The organism is Streptomyces sp. NPDC054847 (assembly GCF_053610925.1).
The window spans coordinates 1-18,389 of record NZ_JBSGZJ010000100.1 but is presented as its reverse complement, the minus strand read 5'-3'; the positions used below and the strand labels follow the sequence as shown (position 1 = coordinate 18,389).

Below are 18,389 nucleotides of genomic sequence, written 5' to 3'. Positions count from 1 at the left end.
CCCGAAGGGCGGAGGAACTGCTCGCCGGAGGGCCGGCCGGCCGCGAGGCGTTCGCCGCCGCGGCCGAGGCGGAGCTCGCCGCCGCGGTGCCGCTGCGGGACAACGCGTTCAAGGTGCGGCTCGCGCGCAACCTCGCCGTCGACGTCCTCGCCGGGCTCGCGGACGGCGACGACCTCGGCAAGGAGCGGTCATGAGCAGGCCGACCACCGTGCTGGGTGCGCCCGCCGTCCGGCGGGAGGCGCGCGAGAAGGTCGCCGGCGCGGCACGCTACGCCGCCGAACACACCCCGTCGGGCTGCCTGTACGGCTGGCCGGTGCCCGCCGCGGTCCCCCGTGGCCGTGTCACGTCGCTCGGCACGGCGGAGGTACTGGACATGCCCGGCGTGCTGGCGGTGCTCAGCCACGAGAACGCCCCCCGCCTCGGGCAGCCGGACGACCCGACGCTCCGTCTCCTCCAGGACGACCGCGTTCCGCACAGGGGCTGGTACGTCGCCCTGGTCGTGGCCGACACCCTCGAGAACGCACGCGCCGGCGCCGCCGCCCTGCGCGTCGGCTACGAGACCGAGGAACACGACGTACGGCTCACCGACGACCGTCCCGACATCTACACGCCCGAGGAGGCCAACGGGGGCCATCCCGCGGTGCGCGAGAGGGGCGACTTCGAGGGCGCGTACGCGGCGGCCGACGTCCGCGTCGACGCCTCGTACCGGCTCACCGCTCTGCACAACCATCCGATGGAGCCGCACGCGGCCACCGCCCACTGGCACGACGGCCGGCTGACGGTCCGGGACTCGAGCCAGGGTGCCGGCCCGGTCAGGGACGCTCTGGCCCAGCTGTTCGGGCTGGACAGGAAGCAGGTCACCGCGGTGTCCGAGCACGTCGGCGGCGGCTTCGGGTCGAAGGGGACGCCCCGCCCGCCGGTGGTGCTGGCCGCGATGGCCGCACGTCACACCGGTCGCCCGGTGAAGGTGGCCCTGCCCCGCCGTCAACTGCCCGCCGTCGTGGGCCACCGGGCGCCGACGCTGCACCATGTCCGCCTGGGCGCGGGCGCCGACGGACGGATCACGGCTCTCGCCCACGAAGTGGTCACCCAGACCTCGCGGGTGAGGGAGTTCGTGGAGCAGGCCGCCGTCCCGGCACGGGTCATGTACGTCTCCCCCAACAGCCGGACCGTGCACCGGGTGGTGGCCCTCGACGTGCCGACCCCGTCGTGGATGCGCGCCCCCGGCGAGGCGCCCGGGATGTACGCCCTGGAGTCCGCGATGGACGAACTCGCCGTCGCCACCGGGCTGGACCCGGTCGAGCTGCGGCTGCGCAACGAACCGGCGACCGAGCCCGATTCGGGGCTCCCGTTCAGCAGCAGGAACCTCACCGCCTGCCTCCGCCATGGCGCCGAGGTCTTCGGCTGGCAGGACCGTGATCCGCGTCCTGGCGTCACCCGGGAAGGCGATCTGCTGCTCGGCACCGGCGTCGCGGCGAGCACCTACCCCGTGCTGATCGCCCCCTCGAGGGCCAGCGCCCACCTGGGGCACGACGGCGTCCACCGGATCCGGGTCAACGCCACCGACATCGGCACCGGCGCCAGGACCGTGCTCGCGCAGATCGCCGCGGAGGCGCTGAACACGCCGCTGGAGACGGTGACCGTCGAGATCGGCAGCTCCGACCTGCCGGCGGCGCCGCTGGCCGGAGGATCGTGCGGAACGGCCTCCTGGGGCTGGGCCGTCCACAAGGCCTGCACCCTCCTGGCCAAGCGCCTCGCGGACCTGCGCGGGCCGCTGCCGGCGGAGGGCGTGACCGTGTCGGCCGACACCAGGGAGGAGACGGGCAAGGAGCCCGCCCACGCGCGGCACGCCTTCGGCGCCGTCTTCTGCGAGACGCAGGTGGACACGGTGACGGGCGAGGTGGCGGTGCGCCGGATGCTCGGAGTGTTCGCCGCGGGCCGCATCCTCAACGCCCGTACCGCGCGGTCCCAGTTCATCGGCGGGATGACGATGGGTATCGGGATGGCACTGATGGAGGGCAGCACCATGGACGAGCGCTTCGGGGACTATGCGGAGTGCGATCTCGCCTCGTACCACGTGCCCGTCTGCGCCGACGTGGATTCCGTCGAGGCGCAGTGGATCGAGGAGGACGACCCGTACCTCAACCCGATGGGCAGCAAGGGCATCGGTGAGATCGGCATCGTCGGCACGGCGGCGGCGGTGGCGAACGCGGTGCACCACGCGACGGGCGTCCGGCTGAGGGAGCTGCCGCTCACCCCCGACAAGATGCTGCACGCGCTGGAGGGCTCGCCGGCTCTCAACGGGCGGAGCCGCTGACGCCCGCGGCGTCGCGGAGCACGTCGACGAGCATCCGGAAGGTCATCAGCCGGGTGGAGACGTTGCGCCTGCTGGGGTGGTAGCTCCCCAGCAGATGCAGCTCCGACCGTTCGCCGTCGCCCGGCAGCACGACATGGGCACCGTGCCCGAACGCGGGGCGCGGCCTGGGCAGCCGGCGTCCGGTGGCCTCGAGGACGGGCAGCAGGGCCTGCCACCCGAAACCGCCGAGGACGACGATCGCCTTCAGGTTCGTCAGCAGTGACAGCTCGGTCGCCAGCCAGGGACGGCAGGTGTCCCGCTCGGTGGTCGTCGGCCTGTTCTGCGGCGGGGCGCAGTGGACGGGCGCGGTGACGCGCACACCGTGCAGGACCAGGCCGTCGCCGCGGTGCGTGGACGTGGGCTGTGAGGCGAGGCCGACAGCGTGGAGCGCGGCGAACAGCAGGTCGCCGGAGTCGTCACCGGTGAACATGCGGCCGGTGCGGTTCCCGCCGTGGGCGGCGGGGGCGAGGCCGATGACGGCGAGCGACGCGTCGGCGGGGCCGAAGCCCGGCACCGGCCGGCCCCAGTACTCCCAGCCGGAGAAGGCCGCACGCCGGTCCGTGGCCACCTGCTCCCGCCAGGCGACGAGTCTCGGGCAGGCGCGGCAGTGGCTGACGGCCTCGTCCAGTTCGCCGAGTCCGCCGCACCGGGGCGCGGTCCGCGCCGGAAAACCGGGATCCTCGGTCCGTGGGCCGGTCGTGTCGTGCCTGTCCATGCGGCCACGTTAGTCGGGGCGGTGGGGAGGCACGGGGGTGAGCGCGGTCCAGCGGGGTGTGCGGCCCGCAAAGGTCACGGGGTGGGGCCGACGGGCGGTCCGGTGGTCTGTGACCACCGCGCGGCGAGCAGCAGGGCGATGTCGTCGGGGCGGTCCGGGGTCTGGCGGGCCTCGTTGATGAGCCGGTCGGCGGTGTCCGACAGCGGGGCGTATCCCAGTTCGGAGAACGTGTGCCGCAGCCTTTCGATCCCGAGGTCGATGTCGGTGCCGGGCTGTTCGACGAGGCCGTCGGTGAACAGGGCGAGCACCGCGCCGGGCTCCAGGACCAGTTCCGTGACGGGGTACACGGCGCGGGCGTCCACACCGAGGACCACTCCGCCCGGCAGGGCGAGGACGTCCGTGCGGCCGTCCGGGTGCCGGAGCAGGGGCTGGAGATGGCCGGCGCGTACGGCGTCGGCGCGGCCGGTGGCCGGGTCGAGCACGATGTAGCAGCAGCTGGCGAAGAGGCCGGGGTCGAGGTCGATGAGCAGCCGGTTGGTCCCGGTCATCACTTCCACGGGAGTGTGACCGCTGACGGCGAGGGCCCGTACGGCGCTGCGCAGTTGTCCCATGGTGGCGGCCGCCTGGACGCCGTGGCCCTGGACGTCCCCGATGATGAGCGCCATCCCCCGGCCGGTGTCGATCACGTCGTACCAGTCGCCGCCGACCTCCATGCCCTGGGTGCCAGGCAGGTGCCGGGCCACCGTGTCGAGCCCCTCGACGGCGGGGAGCCGGTGCGGCAGCAGGGCGTCCTGGAGGCCGCGGGCGAGCGCCGCCTCCGAGTCGTACCTGCGGGCCCGTTCGAGGGCCTGGGCGATGAGTCCGGCGAGCGCCGTGAGCACGGTGCGCTCCTCGGGGCTGAACCCGCGGGGCTGGTCGAAGCCGAGGATGCAGGATCCGACGGGGCGGCCCGAGGCGATCAGCGGCAGGAAGGCCCGGGCGCCGACGTGCGCGTCCATGGGGATGCCGGGGTAGGCGGCGGCGAGGTTCTGCATCGACTCGAAGAACAGGGGCCGGCCGGAGGTGAGCGTCTCGACGCCGGGCAGTTTCGTGTCGAGGCCCACTCCGTCGAAGCGGTTGAGGAAGCCCCTCGGGAACCCTGTCTCCCAGGCCAGGTACAGATGACGGTTGCTGAGGAGATAGATCGCCAGCTGGCGGCCGCCGAACGCGGGCAGCAGTTCCTCGGTGACCACCGCGGAGACCTGCCGTGCCGTGACCGCCTCGGTGAGCGCGATGGCGAGGGCGACCGGGCGGTACAGGGCCACGGCCCGGTCCGCCGGCGAGCCGAGACCGGCGCCGGGCGAGGCCACCGATCCCGGGGCGTAGGTGGGCTGTTCGCCCGCGTCGAGGGTGACGGTGAGACCGTCGAGGCTCGAGTAGAGGGTGACGGACAGCCATTCGCCGGTTCCCCTGAGCAGGAAGTGAACGGGGTCGGGCGAGAGCAGGGCCGCCCGGTAGTGGTCCTCGTGGGCGGCCTGCCCGAACGCTTCGACGGCATCCCACAGGACGCGTCCGATCAGATCGGCGCGGGGCTGGCCGAGGAGCCTCTCCGCGTGCTCGTTCATATACGAGATGCGTCCGAGGCGGTCGACGGAGCAGATGCCCACCGGGAGCCGGTCGGCGGCCTCGGGGACGACCGGTCCGGCCCCGAGGTCGACCAGGTATCCGGTCAGGTGGGTGGCCGTCGTCTCGTCCGTGGGGCGTCTGCGGCGGCCGGTGAGCTCGAGCAGGTGAGGCCGGCCGTCGGCGCCCTGGAGGCGGAGCCTGCGGGTGACCGGCCGGTCCGACTCGGCGGAGCGGCGGGCCAGGGCCCACAGCCCGTAGGCGTCCTCCGGTTCGATGCGGGCGGCCACCGCCTCCGCGGTGAGCGGCAGTTTCGAGGGGTCGGTGCCGAGGATGGCGCACCAGCCCTCGTCGCCGGTCACCGTGCCCGCCTCCAGGTTCCAGTCGAACGCGCCGAAGCGCAGGGGCGGGGCGGTCAGCGCCTGGAGGGTCACGGCCAGCGGTTCGGCGTCCCACTCGATGCGCGGCCGGTCAGGCGCCATGGCGGCCAGTGTGGCGCCGAGCCGGTCGCCCACTTCGTGAATGCGCCGCCGGTCGGCCTCGGAGACCGGCTGACCGGGGGTGGCCGGACGCAGCACGCCGAGGACGCCGAAGTATTCACGGTCGTGGGAGATCGGCACGTACAGGGATCCGAAGGGGAACGGCAGGCCGGCCATGAGCTGGGGGTAGCGGCGCATGGCCTCCTCGGCGTCGCCGAGGTAGACGGGCTGACCGGTGCGGTAGACGTCCGAGTGCGGGAAGGGGCGGTTCACGTGCATGCCCCACCAGTGCCGGAACAGCTTCGACGGCAGTCCGGCGATCACCGCCAGGCGCAGCAGCTCCGGTGCGGCGGACCGGAGGTACAGGCCGCCCGCGAAGCCCCCGACCGCCTCGATGGCGCTGACCTCGGCCTGGGCGAGGACCATGGCGAGCTCGTCCGCCTGCGGGTCTTCGCCGTGCCTGTGTACGGGGTCCGGGCCTTCCTGGGCGGGGGCCCCTGGCACGTCGTCGCCGTACCGGGTCACCCTGCCAGCATGCTCCCGGCCGTACGGGCGGCGCATCTCCTCGACGCGGGCCCGGTGGGCCTGCGCTCGCGTGGACGATCACCCTGACCGGCGCGGCCGGTGGGCTATGTTGAGCAGGAGTTGCACATAGAAGGGGGCACACCGGTGCCATCAGGGCAGCAGGAACGTGCGCAGGCCGCCGCGATCACCCCGGGCGGACCGCCCGAGGAGCAGCAGCCCGCTCCCGCGGAGCGGGTGCTCGCACTGCTCGGCGGCCACCGCCTCTCCCCTGGTCAGCGGCGCATCGCGCAGTACATCATCGACCACCTGACCGAGGCCGCGTTCCTGTCGATCACCGACCTCGCGGAGCGGGTCGGTGTCAGCCAGCCATCGGTGACCCGGTTCGCGACGTCCCTCGGCTACAGCGGCTACCCGGCGCTGCGGGAGGCGTTGCAGCCGATCGCGCTGAGCGCGGTGGCCGGTTCGCCGGAGACCCGTGCGGAGATCCGCCGGAACGAGTTGCAGGCGGCCGTCGACGCCGAGATCCAGAACCTGGAGAACCTGCGGCGGGTACTGGCCGACACCGACCGGGTGCTCGGCATCGGCCGGGAACTGGCCTTCTCGATGCCGCTGACGGTTCTCGGGCTGCGGATCTCCGTCTCGCTCGCGGAGTACTTCGCGTACGCGGCGCGCCGTATCCATCCGGATGTGCGGCTGGTGACCCGCGGCGGCAGCGTCGCCTACGACGCGCTGCTGCAGTCCCGGGAGGCGGGCGGCACGTGGGTGCTGGCCTTCGCGATGCCCCGGCACGCCAACGAGACGCTCGCGGCGCTGCGGGCGGCCCGCCGCACCGGTCTGCGGGTCGCGCTGATCACCGATCTGACGCTGGGGCCGCTGGTGGAGGAGGCCGATGTGACGCTGACCGCGGGGACGGGGTCGCGGCTGGTGTTCGACTCGTACGCCGCTCCCGGGGTGCTGTCCGCCGCCGTGCTGCAGGCCATGGCGGACGCCGATCCGGAGCGGACGCAGGTGCGGCTGGAGGGCTACGAGCAGGTGGCGGATCAGCACGACTTCTTCCTGGACGACTGAACCGCCTGGCTTTCGGTGCTCGAACCGGTCTCTTACCGGTATTTTTCATGCCCAGCGGTGCATGAAATTTTTCATACCCTTGCGTACTCGACGGTATATATATTTACTGCTTCTGGCGCCGGTGTCCTCCGTAGCCATGAGGGCCGCACCCGAGCCCTCACCAACCGAACACCCGGGTACGGCGCTCCCTCCTCGCGCCGTCCTCCGGTGTTCAATCCGGGCTCCGCATTCCGCCGCGGACGCCCTCGGCGGTCCCGGTCAACCCCTGGGCCGGGACCGCCGCACCTCTCTCGATCAGAGTTCATCGGCACCACCCGGAGCGACGTCGAATGTCCCGAACCCTCTCCCCGGTCGATCCGGACTGGCCCTGCCAGGTCAAGGCACCCGGCAGCCATGACTGGGAGCGGACCGCCGCGCGCTGGCTGCGCGATCTGCTGCCCGCCCGCTATGCCGGCTACTCGACCCTCAACAGGCACCCCGTCCTGCTCGCCCGGCACGCACAGCTCCAGATACAGCACGAGATGCGCGCGGTACGGACAGCCCTGCAGACCTCCCGGTGCGAACTGCCTCCGCTGGGCGTGGCGGAGAGCGTCATCGAGAACACGATCCGGTTGTACGCGGTCGAGCTCGAGCAGCTCGGGCGGCTGGCGCGCGGGGTGAGGCTCGTCGGCGACGCCCTCCTCACGGGCGGCGGCGGCACGCACCGAAGGCGGTAGTCCGCGCCACGCCGGCCCGCTGTCCCCCGCTCACGCCAGCTGCCGCCGTACCAGGCCGTGGAGCCGGCCGCCCGCGTCGGCGAGCAGCTCTGCGGGCCGGCCCTCCTCGACGACCCGGCCCTCCTCCATCACGATCACCCGGTCCGCGTCCATCACGGTGGACAGCCGGTGGGCGATCACGACCCTGGTGGCGTCCAGCCGGCGGGTGCTCTCGATGACCACGCGCTGCGTCTCGTTGTCGAGCGCGCTGGTGGCCTCGTCGAAGAAGAGGATGCGCGGGCGGCGCACCAGGGCCTGGGCGATCATCAGCCGCTGCCGCTGACCGCCGGAGATCGCGCCGCCGGAGGAGATCAGGGTGTGCAGGCCCATCGGCATCCGCTTGATGTCCTCCGCCAGGCCCGCCATCTCCGCGGCCTCCCAGACCTCGTCCTGCGAGAAGGTCTCCGCGCCGCAGATGCAGTCGAGGATCGACCCGGTGAGCGGCTGGGCGTTCTGGAGCACGACACCGCACTGCCGGCGCACGGCGGCGGGGTCCAGCGCGGCCAGGTCCTGGCCGTCGTAGAGGACCGTGCCGGAGAGGGGCCGGTCGAAGCCGATGAGCAGCCGCAGCAGCGTCGACTTGCCGCACCCGCTCGGGCCGACGATCGCCACGAACTCGCCCTGCCGCACCTGGAGCGACACGTCGTCGAGGACCGGCGGGCCGTCGTCGGCGTACCGGAAGGTGAGCTTCCTGGCCTCGACGGCGCCGGACAGGGTGCCCGGCTGCGCGCTCGCACCGCGCACTTCGGGGGCCTCGTCGAGGATGGGGCGCACCTGCTCGAACATGGGCAGCGCGGCGGCCGCCGACACCAGCACGCCGGTGAGCTGGGTGACGGACGTCAGCAGCATGGTGACGGCGGTGCTGAAGGTGAGGAACTCGGCCGCCGACATGGACCCGCGTGCCGGTCCCGCGAGCAGCATGAACATGATGAGCGAGCAGAGCGGCAGATAGACCGCGTCCAGCACGGTGGTCAGGTTCTTGATACGGCCGACCCGCTGCTGGAGTTCGCGGGAGCGGGCGAACTGCCGCGCCCACGCCGCGTACGCGAAGCTCTCCGCCGCGGCGACCCGCAGCTTGGGCAGGCCGCGCAGGGTCTGGAACGCCTGGTTGTTGAGCTTGTTGGAGAGTTCCACCAGCTTGCGCTGCCAGCGGACCTGCCACAGCCCCATGCCGAGGAACACCGCGCCGATGACGAGCAGCATGCCGATGGCCGCGAGCGCCAGCGGAACGCTGTACCAGAGGAGCAGCACGACGTTCATCGCACCGACCGTGGTGGACTGCAGGGCCACCGGGCCGATGCCGGACAGCACGCGGCGCATCGAGCTGATGCCCATGGCCGCGCTCGCCAGTTCCCCGGTCGACCGCTCGGCGAAGAACTTGGTCGGCAGCCGCAGCAGCCGGTCCCAGACGGCGGGTTGGAGGGTGCTCTCGATCCGGCCCTCCATCCGCAGGACGGTGAGGTTCTGCAGCAGCATGAACGCGGCCGAGACGATGCTCGTGACCATGAGGGCGAGCGAGACCTGCACGATCAGGCCGCTCTCCGCCTTGGGCACGTACACGCCCAGGATCTGTCCGGTCGCGATCGGCACCAGCGCGCCGAGGCCGACGGTGACGAGGCCGGCGACGGACAGGTTCCGCAGGTCCTTGCGGCTGCCGCGGAGGCTGAAGCGGGCCAGCCGCCAGATGCTGGCGGGCCGCTCGGGCAGCGGCCGGTAGAACATGACGGCGCGTTCCTCGAAGTCGTCCGCGTTGTCGCTGCCGACCCGGGTGCGGGAGCCGGTGAGCGGGTTGACCGCTTCGTAGCGTCCACGGCGCCAGATCAGTGCGACGGGGGCGCCGGAGGCGGCCCGGTGGCCCACCAGCGGGCCGGCGTCGGTGCGCCACCAGCGGCCCTGGAGACGCACGGGCCGGGTACGGACACGGGAGGCCACGGCGATGCGTTCGACGGGGCCGACGCGGTCGTCCGCCGGGCCGCCCCTCGGGGGTTCGGTGAGCGCGATCCCGGCGGCGTCCGCGACGTGCCGGCACACCGCCAGCAGCGTGTCGTCGCCGTCCGCGCCGCCGGCGCCGCGGGTGGCACGGTCCGGCCTGCCGATGGAGGCGAGCAGCGCCTCGTCGGCCCGGGCGCGCACATCGGCGCCCGCCTTGATGCCTGCGGCCGTCCGGTCCTCGTGCGCGCGCTCCAGCGCTTCGATCCAGCCGTCGACCGCGGACAGCAGCCGGTACTGCTGGTTCACCATGCTCTGCCACATGGAGCCCTCGACGAGCAGATCGCCCGCCGCCTCCGCGCTGTAGGAGGCCCCGTACTGCACGCTGCCCGGCTCGACCTGCATCCACAGGACGTCGTCGTCGGCCATCGCCTCCTCGCCGGCCGGGCGGCCCTCGAGCGGCGCCTCGAAGAGCACCCCCAGACCGCGGCCCACGCCGAGCCCGAAGGCGTACTCGAGCTGGGTGGCCGCCGTCCGGCCGTACGGGTCCTGATAGGCGGGCGGGTACGCCTGGTCCGGTACGTACAGCTCCCGCAGCGGGATCCGGCGCAGCACGCAGTCCTGCGAGGGCCGGCCCGTCAGGGTGTGCCGGGGGCCCTCGACCGGGCCGAGGAGCAGCGTGCCCGGTTCGAGCCGGCCGAGGAAGTGCCAGTGGCCCTCTTCCGCCGCGTCCACGGCGAACAGGTCCAGGGCGCCGCCCACGACGAGCCACATCACCTGCGGCCCCTCCAGGTGCAGGCTGCGCAGGCCGGTGGTGTCGACGGGCGCGCCGAGGCCGCCGAGTGCGTGGAGCACCGCGTCGGACTGCTCGTGGGCCTGGTGGAAAGCGGTGGCCGCCGGGGGTACGGATGACACGTCAGTGCTCCTTGACGAGTGCGGCGTACGGTCCCTGGGCGGCCACCAGTTCCTCGTGGCGGCCCCGTTCGACGACGGAGCCGTGGTCCAGCACCACGATCTCGTCGCTGTCGCGCACGGTGCTCAGCCGGTGGGCGATGACCACGCACGCGCAGCCCCGGCGGCGCAGGTTGTCGATGATGAGGCGCTCGGTCTCCGCGTCCAGGGCGCTGGTGACCTCGTCGAGCACCAGGATGCTGGGCCGGCGGACCAGGGCGCGGGCGATCTCGAGGCGCTGGCGCTGTCCGCCGGAGAAGTTGCGGCCGTCCTGTTCGACGCGGCTGTGGATGCCGTCGGGACGGCGCATGATCACGTCGTGCACGGCCGCGTCCCGCAGTGCGTTCTCCACGGCCTCGTCGGGGATGGAGGGGTCCCACAGGGTCACGTTGTCGCGGACGGTGCCCTCGAAGAGGAAGATGTCCTGGTCGACGAAGGAGACGGAGGCGGCGAGCGCCCCGCGGGGGATGTCCGCCAGCAGCCGGCCGTCGATCCGGATGGTGCCCTCCCACGGCGTGTAGAGACCCGATATCAGCCGGGAGACCGTGGACTTGCCGCTCCCGGAGCCGCCGACGAGGGCGACCTGCCGGCCCGGTCCGACGGTCAGCGAGAAGCCGCTCAGCAGCGGCGCGTCGAGCGGGCTGTAGCCGAAGGTGATGTTCTCGAGCGTCACATGTCCCTTGAGCCGGCGGCTGCTCGGGTCCGGTTCCTCGCGGGAGTAGAGGGGGTCGACGGGGAAGCTCTCGACGTCCTTGAGCCTGGCGACGTCCGCGGCGAAGTCCTGGATCCGGCCCGCCACTCCGTTCAGCCGGGTGATCGGGGCGGTGAAGCGGGCCACCAGCGCCTGGAAGGCGACAAGGAGACCGATCGATATATGGCCTTCCACGGCCCGCAGACCGCCGATCCACAGGATGAGGGCGCTGTTGAGCGTGGCGAGGGTCGGGGCGACGACGGCCAGGACCGCACTGGGGACGCCGAGGCGCTGCTGGACGTCGAGGGTCGTGGCGTGCTGGCCGGCCCACCGGCGGAAGAAGCCATACTCCCCGCCGGTCGCCTTCATGGTCTCGATCAGCTGCAGACCGGTGTACGAGGTGTTGGTGAGCCGGGCGCTGTCGGCGCGCAGCTTCTGGGTGTGGGTGGCGCGCAGTCTGATGACGATGCGCATCGCCACGACGTTGAGCAGGGCGATCAGCACGCCCACGACGGTGAGCTGGGGGTCGTAGCTCCACAGGAGCGCGGCGTAGAGGATCACCACCACGCCGTCGACGGCGGCCGCCGCGAGGTCCCGCGCGAGGGTCTCCGCCACCGCGTCGTTGGACTGCAGTCGCTGCACCAGGTCGGCCGGGCTGCGCTGGGCGAAGAACGTGACGGGCAGCCGCAGGAGATGGCGCAGGAAGCGGGCACTGCTCAGGGTGGAGGAGATGATCCGCCCGCGCAGCAGGTTCGCCTGTTGGAGTCCGGTGAGCACGGCCGTCAGTGCCACCGTCGCCGCCATGGCGGCGAACAGGGTCCCGAGCAGCGAGGTCTGCCGGCCGATCAGGAACATGTCGATGTAGGTGCGGCTGAGCGCCGGCACGGCCGCGCCCACCGCGACGAGGAGGAGACTCGCGAGGAAGGCGGCGAAGAGGGTGCCCGCGGTGCCGCGCAGCCTGGCGGGGACCGCCGCCATGATGCCCGGCTTGCGGCCGCCCTTACGGAAGTTCCGGTCCGGCTCGAAGACGAGGGCCACCCCGGTGAAGCTGGTGTCGAAGTCCTCCGCGGGGACGAAACGGCGTCCCTTGTCGGGGTCGTTGATGTGGACCCCGCGGCGGCCGAACCTGCGGCCCGTGCCCTCGTAGACGACGTAGTGGTTGAACTCCCAGAACAGGATGGCGGGCGGCTGCACCTCGGCGAGCGCGGTGGCCTCCATCTGCATGCCCTTTGCGGCGAGGCCGTAACTGCGCGCCGCCTTCAGGACGTTGCTGGCGCGTGAGCCGTCGCGGGAGACGCCGCAGGCGATGCGGAGCTCCTCCAGCGGCACATGACGGCCGTAGTGGGAGAGCACCATCGCGAGGGCGGCCGCCCCGCACTCCACGGCCTCCATCTGGAGCACGGTGGGGGTGCGCACGGTTCGGGGCCTGCTGCCGCGCCGCTGCTGCTTGCGGCGGGGCGGCGGCGCGGCGCGGCGCGTCCCGCGGCGTCCGCTCTGCGCGGGCGCCTCGGGCCGGTGCTTGCCGCGGCCGGCTGCCGGCGGCAACTGCTGCTGGGGCCGGTGTGCGTTGTTCTCGGTCCGGGTCACGGCAGCAGCCAATCGATCGGGCGCTGCTCGGCAAGGTGGACGGCGCCGCCGGTCAGGGTCATGGATTCGAGCGCGTACGGCGGCCCGTCGGACGACGACCACCGGTATCCGGACTCCGTGCCCGGGGCGGTGTCCAGTTCGACCAGTACGGAGACGGGCTGACCGGCGCGGGAGAACTGCTCGCCCAACTGGCTGCTGCCGAGGAACGCGGTGATCCGCTGGCTGCTCTGGGCGGTCCTGCCGACCGTCTTGACGCGGCCGCGCAGCACGCCGTACTTCTGCGTGGCCACGGACTGGACGCTCAGGTCGACCTTGGCGCCGACGGGCACGGTGGAGGCGTTCTCCGCGGGCAGGTACAGCACGGCCATCAGGGGGTCGTCCGGTTTCTCGATCCGTTCGACGGCCGCGACGTCCGCGCCGGGGGTGACGACGGAGCCGATCGCGGTGACGAGGGTGGTCAGCCGGCCGGCGGCGATGGCGCGCACGACGGTGACGCCCTGCGGGGTGCTGACCTTCAGCAGGGGCGCGTCGGCGCGGAGCCTGTCGCCCTCCTGGGCAAGGACCTCCGTGACCTGGCCCGCGACCGGGCTCTGCAGCACGTAACTGCCTTGGGCGTGGGTGAGGATGCCCGGCGCGTCGACCGTGGAGGACACCTTGCCCATCACCGCCCACATACTTGCCGCGATCATGACGACGACGGTGACGGTGAGAACGAGCAGCCCCTGCGGCCGGGCGAAGCGGACCGGAAGGTCGATCTCTTCCGGTGACTGCAGTTTGGAAAGGGCCTGTTGGCGGAACTGCACGATGCTCTTCCCTCAACTGCCTGGGGTTACGGGGGAACTGGGCGTCGTCCGGCCGCACTTCGTGCGGTGGGCGGGCCCGCGCGGGGGGCGATGGCGCCGGAACCACGCGCGGCCGTGCGCCCCGGAACCTGGCCGGCTCCGGGGCACACGGCTCGGCAATGCCGGCAGAGGGGTGCCGGCGAGCCGCGGGTCTTACAGGCCGGCGACGAGACCGGTGACCGGGCCGGTGATGGCCGCGGTGTTGATGCCGGTGGCACCCTCGACGACGCCCGTCACGGTGGCGACGGTGCCGGAGACCGGGGCGATGCTGTCAAGGGCGGCGGTGGCGTTGCTCACCGTGGCGCTGTGGAGACCGCCGGCGATGTTGTCCAGCTCGGAGTCGGCGATCTCCTGGGTGGGGACGAAGCTCATGAGAAGTTCCCTTCGGATGGATATTTCGATATTGCAGCGCCCGGCACGAAAAAGAGCGGTACCGGCCGCCTGGCGGGCGTGGGGGGATTCCCGGATCCGGGAACCCTTCTTCGAATCCCGCGGTGCGAAGGATCAAAGCACGTAAGGCCGTTGAGCAGCCAATCACGCCAAGCGGATTGCCAGCGAGAACGGCACCTAATTACCGCCGCGTGGACGTCCCTACATGAATTGACGCCATCTCCTTCACGAGATCGCCAGATTCGCGCGCCGGGTACTCGGCCGGTCATCCCGCAGAGAACTGGACATTCCCGCACAGACACAGATCGTCGCAGGTCAGGACAGAGGCAGGACGAGGGACCGGAATCGGGAGACGGTGTGCCGCCTGAGCATTCGGTGTGCAGATTCATTGAAGGAGGAGGTTTTTTGACGGCACCTCACAATGCCTTCACACCGAGGCGGGGCGGGGCCGCGGAACAGCGGAGGCCCCACCCCGCGATCGAGTTACCGCGCAATCGCGGAGAGTTGCGTCGGGTGTCGTTCAGGCGCTGTCCGGCGCCGATTTGGGCGCAGGGGCGGTGATTTGCGCGTGCAGCGCCGCGGCATAGGCCTCGTCCGGATCGAGCCGGCGCAGTTCCTCCGCGATGAGCTCCGCGGTGCTGCGTACTTTCAGCGCGAGGACACGGGAGGGCTGCCCCGGGATGCTGAGCCGGGCGACGGGCCCCTCCGGGCGGTCGATGTGGATCTCTCCGTCGGCGGTGCGGAGCCGGACCGCGGTGACGACCGGCCCGTCGGTGACGACCTGCTCGACCGGCACCTTCAGCCGGTCGGCGAACCAGCGGGCGAGCAGCTCGGCGCTGGGATTGTCGGCCTCGCTCTCGACCACCGCGGAGACGACCTCGGCACGGGCCTGGTCCAGCGCGGCAGCGAGCATGGAACGCCACGGGGTGAGCCTGGTCCAGGCGAGGTCGGTGTCGCCCGGCTCGTATCCGGACGCGCGGGCGTCGAGCTCCTCGATCGGCCGCTCCACGGCGTACGCGTCGGTGATACGCCGCTGCGCGAGGGCGCCCAGCGGGTCCTTGGCGGGGACGGGCGGGGCGTCCACCGGCCACCAGACGACGACGGGCGCGTCGGGCAGCAGCAGCGGCAGCACCACCGAGTCCGCTCGATGGGTGAGTTCGCCGTGCAGCCGCAGCAGCACCGTCTCGCCGGCTCCGGCGTCGCTGCCGAGGCGCACCTCGGCGTCGAGGCGGGTGTCGTGGCGGTCGCGCGGCGAGCGGGCGTGGCGCTTGATGACGACCAGGGTGCGGGAGGGGTGTTCGCGGGAGGCGTCGCCCGCCGCCTTGATGGCGTCGTAGGCGTTCTCCTCGTCGGTGACGATGACCAGGGTGAGCACCATGCCGACGGCGGGGGTGCCGATGGCGCGGCGGCCCCGGACGAGCGCCTTGTTGATCTTGCCGGCCGTGGTGTCGGTGAGGTCGATCTTCATGGCCTTCGCCAGCTCCGTCCGTCTCGTGCGAGCATGTCGTCCGCTTCGGCGGGCCCCCAGGTGCCGGCCGGGTACTGCGCCGGCTTTCCGCTGCGGTCCCAGAACTCCTCGACGGGGTCGAGGATCCGCCAGGACTCCTCCACCTCCTCCGTGCGCGGGAAGAGGTTGGCGTCTCCCAGCAGCACGTCGAGGATGAGGCGCTCGTACGCCTCGGGGCTGGACTCGGTGAACGACTCTCCGTAGGCGAAGTCCATCGTCACGTCGCGCAGCTCCATCGATGTACCCGGCACCTTGGAGCCGAACCGCACGGTCACGCCCTCGTCCGGCTGGACGCGGATGACCAGGGCGTTCTGGCCGAGCTCCTCGGTCGCCATGGAGTCGAACGGCGAGTGGGGGGCGCGCTGGAAGACGACCGCGATCTCGGTGACGCGCCGGCCGATCCGTTTGCCGGTGCGCAGATAGAAGGGGACGCCCGCCCACCTGCGGTTGTCGATCTCCAGCTTGATCGCGGCGTACGTGTCGGTCCTGGAGTCGGGGGCGATGCCCTCCTCCTGGAGGTAGCCGACGACCTTCTCGCCGCCCTGCCAGCCCGCCGCGTACTGCGCGCGCACGGTGGACCGGGCCAGGTCCGCCGGGAGCTTGACGGCCTTGAAGACCTTGAGCTTCTCGGTGACGAGGGACGCGGCGTCGAAGGAGGCGGGCTCCTCCATCGCGGTCAGCGCCAGCAGCTGGAGGAGGTGGTTCTGGATCACGTCACGGGCGGCGCCGATGCCGTCGTAGTAGCCGGCCCGGCCGCCGATGCCGATGTCCTCGGCCATCGTGATCTGTACATGGTCGACGTACGACCGGTTCCAGATCGGCTCGAAAAGGGAGTTGGCGAACCGCAGCGCCAGGATGTTCTGAACGGTCTCCTTGCCCAGGTAGTGGTCGATGCGGAAGACCTCGTCGGGTGCGAACACCTCGTGCACGATCTCGTTGAGTTCGCAGGCGCTCGCCAGATCGTGGCCGAAAGGCTTCTCGATGACCGCACGTCGCCAGGAGCCCTCGGGTGCGTCGGACAGGCCGTGGTCCTTGAGCTGCTGGACGACCTCGGGGAAGAACTTCGGCGGCACGGAGAGGTAGAAGGCGAAGTTGCCGCCGGTGCCCTGGGCCCTGTCGAGGTCGTCGACGGTCGACCTGAGGTGCTCGAATGCGGCGTCGTCGCCGAAGTCGCCCTGGACGAACCGCATTCCCTCCGAAAGCTGCCGCCACACCTCCTCGCGGAACGGCGTACGGGCGTGGTCCCGGACGGCCTGGTGCACCACCTCGGCGAAGTCCTGGTCCTGCCATTCCCGGCGGGCGAAGCCGACGAGCGAGAAGCCCGGAGGCAGCAGCCCGCGGTTGGCCAGGTCGTAGACGGCCGGCATCAGCTTTCTGCGCGACAGGTCCCCGGTCACGCCGAAGATGACCAGTCCGGAGGGGCCGGCGATACGGGGCAGCCGCCTGTCCAGCGGGTCCCTCAGCGGATTGACCCAGCCGCCGTCCGGCGGCATCTGCCGGGTCCGCTGCCGCGAGCTCTCCTGCGACCTGTTCTGTGACATGGGGTCAGGCCTCCCTGCGCCTACGGCGTTCGGATGCGTCGCTTCCGAGCATCGCATCTCCCGCTGATCTTGCCGGGGCTCACACACCCGTGGGTGCGACTTCCGTGCAGGGGGATTGACCCACCGATTTGCCAGGCCCTAGGTTCCACAGAAAATTGCGGAGCTACTTTCGAAAGTTTCGAAGACGCCCTCCCGGGCTCTCCGGAAGGCTCCGCCCCACCGAAGGGGAACATCCGTGCTCAAGGTGACCCGTGCCCTGGCGATCAGCGCCGCAACGGCAGGACTTCTCGCCACCTTCACGCTGCCCGCCGCCTCCGCGGCCGCCCCGGCCGGCGCCGCGGGCGCCGGCGAGGAGACCGTGGCGCCCTCGAAGGGCTCCGCGGGCGACCCGACCCTCGGCGCCCTCGGCAGAAAGGCCGGACTGCGGATCGGCACGGCCGTCGACACCTCCGCCCTCGCCGAAGACAGCACCTACCGCGAGACGGTGGCCCGCGAGTTCTCGTCGGTCACCGCGGAGAACGTGATGAAGTGGCAGCTCACCGAACCCGAGCGCGGCAAGCACGACTGGGCCGCCGCGGACGGGCTCGTCGACTTCGCCCGCTCCCACAAGCAACTGGTGCGCGGCCACACGCTCGTCTGGCACAACCAGCTCCCCGCCTGGGTGACCGAGGGCTCCTTCACGCCCGAGGAACTCAGGGAGATCCTGCGCCGCCACGTCACCGAGGAGGTACGCCACTTCAAGGGCCGGATCTGGCAGTGGGACGTCGTCAACGAGGCGTTCAACGACGACGGGACGCTGCGCGACAGCATCTGGCTGCGCAACCTGGGCCCCGGCTACATCGCCGACGCCTTCCGCTGGGCCCACCAGGCCGACCCGGGCGCGAAGCTCTACATCAACGACTACAACATCGAAGGCGTCAACGCGAAGAGCACCGCCCTGTACGAGCTGGTGAAGCAGCTGCGCCGGGAGGGCGTGCCGGTCCACGGCGTCGGCCTCCAGGGCCACTTCGCCGTCCAGTACGGCTTCCCCGGGGACGTCGTGGCCAACCTGAAGCGGTTCGACGACCTCGGCATGGAGAGCGCGATCACCGAGGCCGACGTCCGGATGCCGATGCCCGCCGACAACATCAAGCTCCAGGCGCAGGCGCGCGGTTACAGCGTGCTGCTGGGCGCCTGCCTCGTCACCCGGCGCTGCACCGACTTCACGGTCTGGGGCTTCACCGACAAGTACTCGTGGGTGCCCGGCACCTTCGAGGGCGAGGGCGCGGCCAACGTCCTCGACGAGAACTACGCGGCGAAACCGGCGCTCGACGCCCTCCGCCAGGACCTGACCCTCGCCGGCCGCCGTCGCTGAGAACCCGGTACGAGAAGACATTCGCCAAGGAAAGGGCAGCATGGAACGGCATTCTCCGGGCGGCGCGAGCCGCAGAACGGTACTGGGACTCGGCCTC

General features: G+C 71.8%; 12 protein-coding genes and 1 pseudogene. 5 read left to right on the top strand and 8 right to left on the bottom strand.

Annotation, left to right across the window (positions count from 1 at the left end; genetic code table 11):
• Together ACWGH4_RS13515 and ACWGH4_RS13510 are read left to right on the top strand one after the other, a co-directional pair.
• Nucleotides 1-194 (top strand): annotated as a pseudogene (locus ACWGH4_RS13515) (FAD binding domain-containing protein); the annotation flags it as partial.
• The gene (locus ACWGH4_RS13510) at nucleotides 191-2,317 is read left to right on the top strand and encodes a xanthine dehydrogenase family protein molybdopterin-binding subunit (protein WP_453459618.1); all 2,127 of its coding nucleotides are present in this window, start codon (nucleotides 191-193) and stop codon (nucleotides 2,315-2,317) included. The pseudogene ACWGH4_RS13515 and the gene ACWGH4_RS13510, both read left to right, overlap by 4 nt.
• Here the strand turns inward: ACWGH4_RS13510 and ACWGH4_RS13505 are convergent.
• Together ACWGH4_RS13505 and ACWGH4_RS13500 are read right to left on the bottom strand one after the other, a co-directional pair.
• On the bottom strand, nucleotides 2,298-3,071 hold the full coding sequence (locus tag ACWGH4_RS13505; protein ID WP_453459615.1) for a uracil-DNA glycosylase: 774 nt from the start codon (nucleotides 3,069-3,071) through the stop codon (nucleotides 2,298-2,300). The genes ACWGH4_RS13510 and ACWGH4_RS13505 overlap by 20 nt on opposite strands.
• A 74-nt stretch (nucleotides 3,072-3,145) precedes the next feature.
• Nucleotides 3,146-5,713 carry a SpoIIE family protein phosphatase gene (locus tag ACWGH4_RS13500; protein WP_453459612.1) on the bottom strand — a complete coding sequence of 856 codons (2,568 nt, stop codon included), beginning with the start codon at nucleotides 5,711-5,713 and terminating at the stop codon, nucleotides 3,146-3,148.
• A gap of 108 nt (nucleotides 5,714-5,821) precedes the next feature.
• Here ACWGH4_RS13500 and ACWGH4_RS13495 point away from each other — a divergent pair, with 108 nt between their 5' ends.
• Both ACWGH4_RS13495 and ACWGH4_RS13490 read left to right on the top strand, forming a co-directional pair.
• Nucleotides 5,822-6,745, top strand: coding sequence for a MurR/RpiR family transcriptional regulator (locus ACWGH4_RS13495; RefSeq protein ID WP_453459609.1), 924 nt, complete (start codon nucleotides 5,822-5,824; stop codon nucleotides 6,743-6,745).
• 329 nt (nucleotides 6,746-7,074) lie between these two features.
• Entirely contained in the window at nucleotides 7,075-7,461 is a 387-nt protein-coding gene (locus ACWGH4_RS13490) for a hypothetical protein (protein ID WP_441264654.1), read from the top strand.
• A 30-nt stretch (nucleotides 7,462-7,491) separates the two neighbouring features.
• On the opposite strand, the gene ACWGH4_RS13485 is transcribed toward ACWGH4_RS13490, so the two are convergent.
• From ACWGH4_RS13485 to zwf, 6 genes are all read right to left on the bottom strand, one after another.
• Entirely contained in the window at nucleotides 7,492-10,344 is a 2,853-nt protein-coding gene (locus ACWGH4_RS13485; RefSeq protein WP_453459606.1) for an NHLP bacteriocin export ABC transporter permease/ATPase subunit, read from the bottom strand.
• 1 nt (nucleotide 10,345) lies between these two features.
• Nucleotides 10,346-12,658 carry an NHLP family bacteriocin export ABC transporter peptidase/permease/ATPase subunit gene (locus tag ACWGH4_RS13480; RefSeq protein ID WP_453459604.1) on the bottom strand — a complete coding sequence of 771 codons (2,313 nt, stop codon included), beginning with the start codon at nucleotides 12,656-12,658 and terminating at the stop codon, nucleotides 10,346-10,348.
• Nucleotides 12,655-13,461 carry an HlyD family efflux transporter periplasmic adaptor subunit gene (locus ACWGH4_RS13475; RefSeq protein ID WP_441264657.1) on the bottom strand — a complete coding sequence of 269 codons (807 nt, stop codon included), beginning with the start codon at nucleotides 13,459-13,461 and terminating at the stop codon, nucleotides 12,655-12,657. Before ACWGH4_RS13475 ends, ACWGH4_RS13480 begins: the two co-directional genes overlap by 4 nt.
• Nucleotides 13,462-13,653: 192 nt before the next feature.
• Nucleotides 13,654-13,872 carry a hypothetical protein gene (locus ACWGH4_RS13470; protein ID WP_037775423.1) on the bottom strand — a complete coding sequence of 73 codons (219 nt, stop codon included), beginning with the start codon at nucleotides 13,870-13,872 and terminating at the stop codon, nucleotides 13,654-13,656.
• Between the two features lie 538 nt (nucleotides 13,873-14,410).
• Nucleotides 14,411-15,358, bottom strand: coding sequence for a glucose-6-phosphate dehydrogenase assembly protein OpcA (gene opcA, locus ACWGH4_RS13465; protein WP_453459600.1), 948 nt, complete (start codon nucleotides 15,356-15,358; stop codon nucleotides 14,411-14,413).
• Nucleotides 15,355-16,890, bottom strand: coding sequence for a glucose-6-phosphate dehydrogenase (gene zwf / locus ACWGH4_RS13460; RefSeq protein WP_453459621.1), 1,536 nt, complete (start codon nucleotides 16,888-16,890; stop codon nucleotides 15,355-15,357). The genes opcA and zwf overlap by 4 nt, the downstream gene beginning before the upstream one ends.
• Before the next feature lie 283 nt (nucleotides 16,891-17,173).
• Here zwf and ACWGH4_RS13455 point away from each other — a divergent pair, with 283 nt between their 5' ends.
• Entirely contained in the window at nucleotides 17,174-18,292 is a 1,119-nt protein-coding gene (locus ACWGH4_RS13455) for an endo-1,4-beta-xylanase (RefSeq protein WP_453459597.1), read from the top strand.
• The last annotated feature ends 97 nt before the right edge of the window (nucleotides 18,293-18,389 follow it).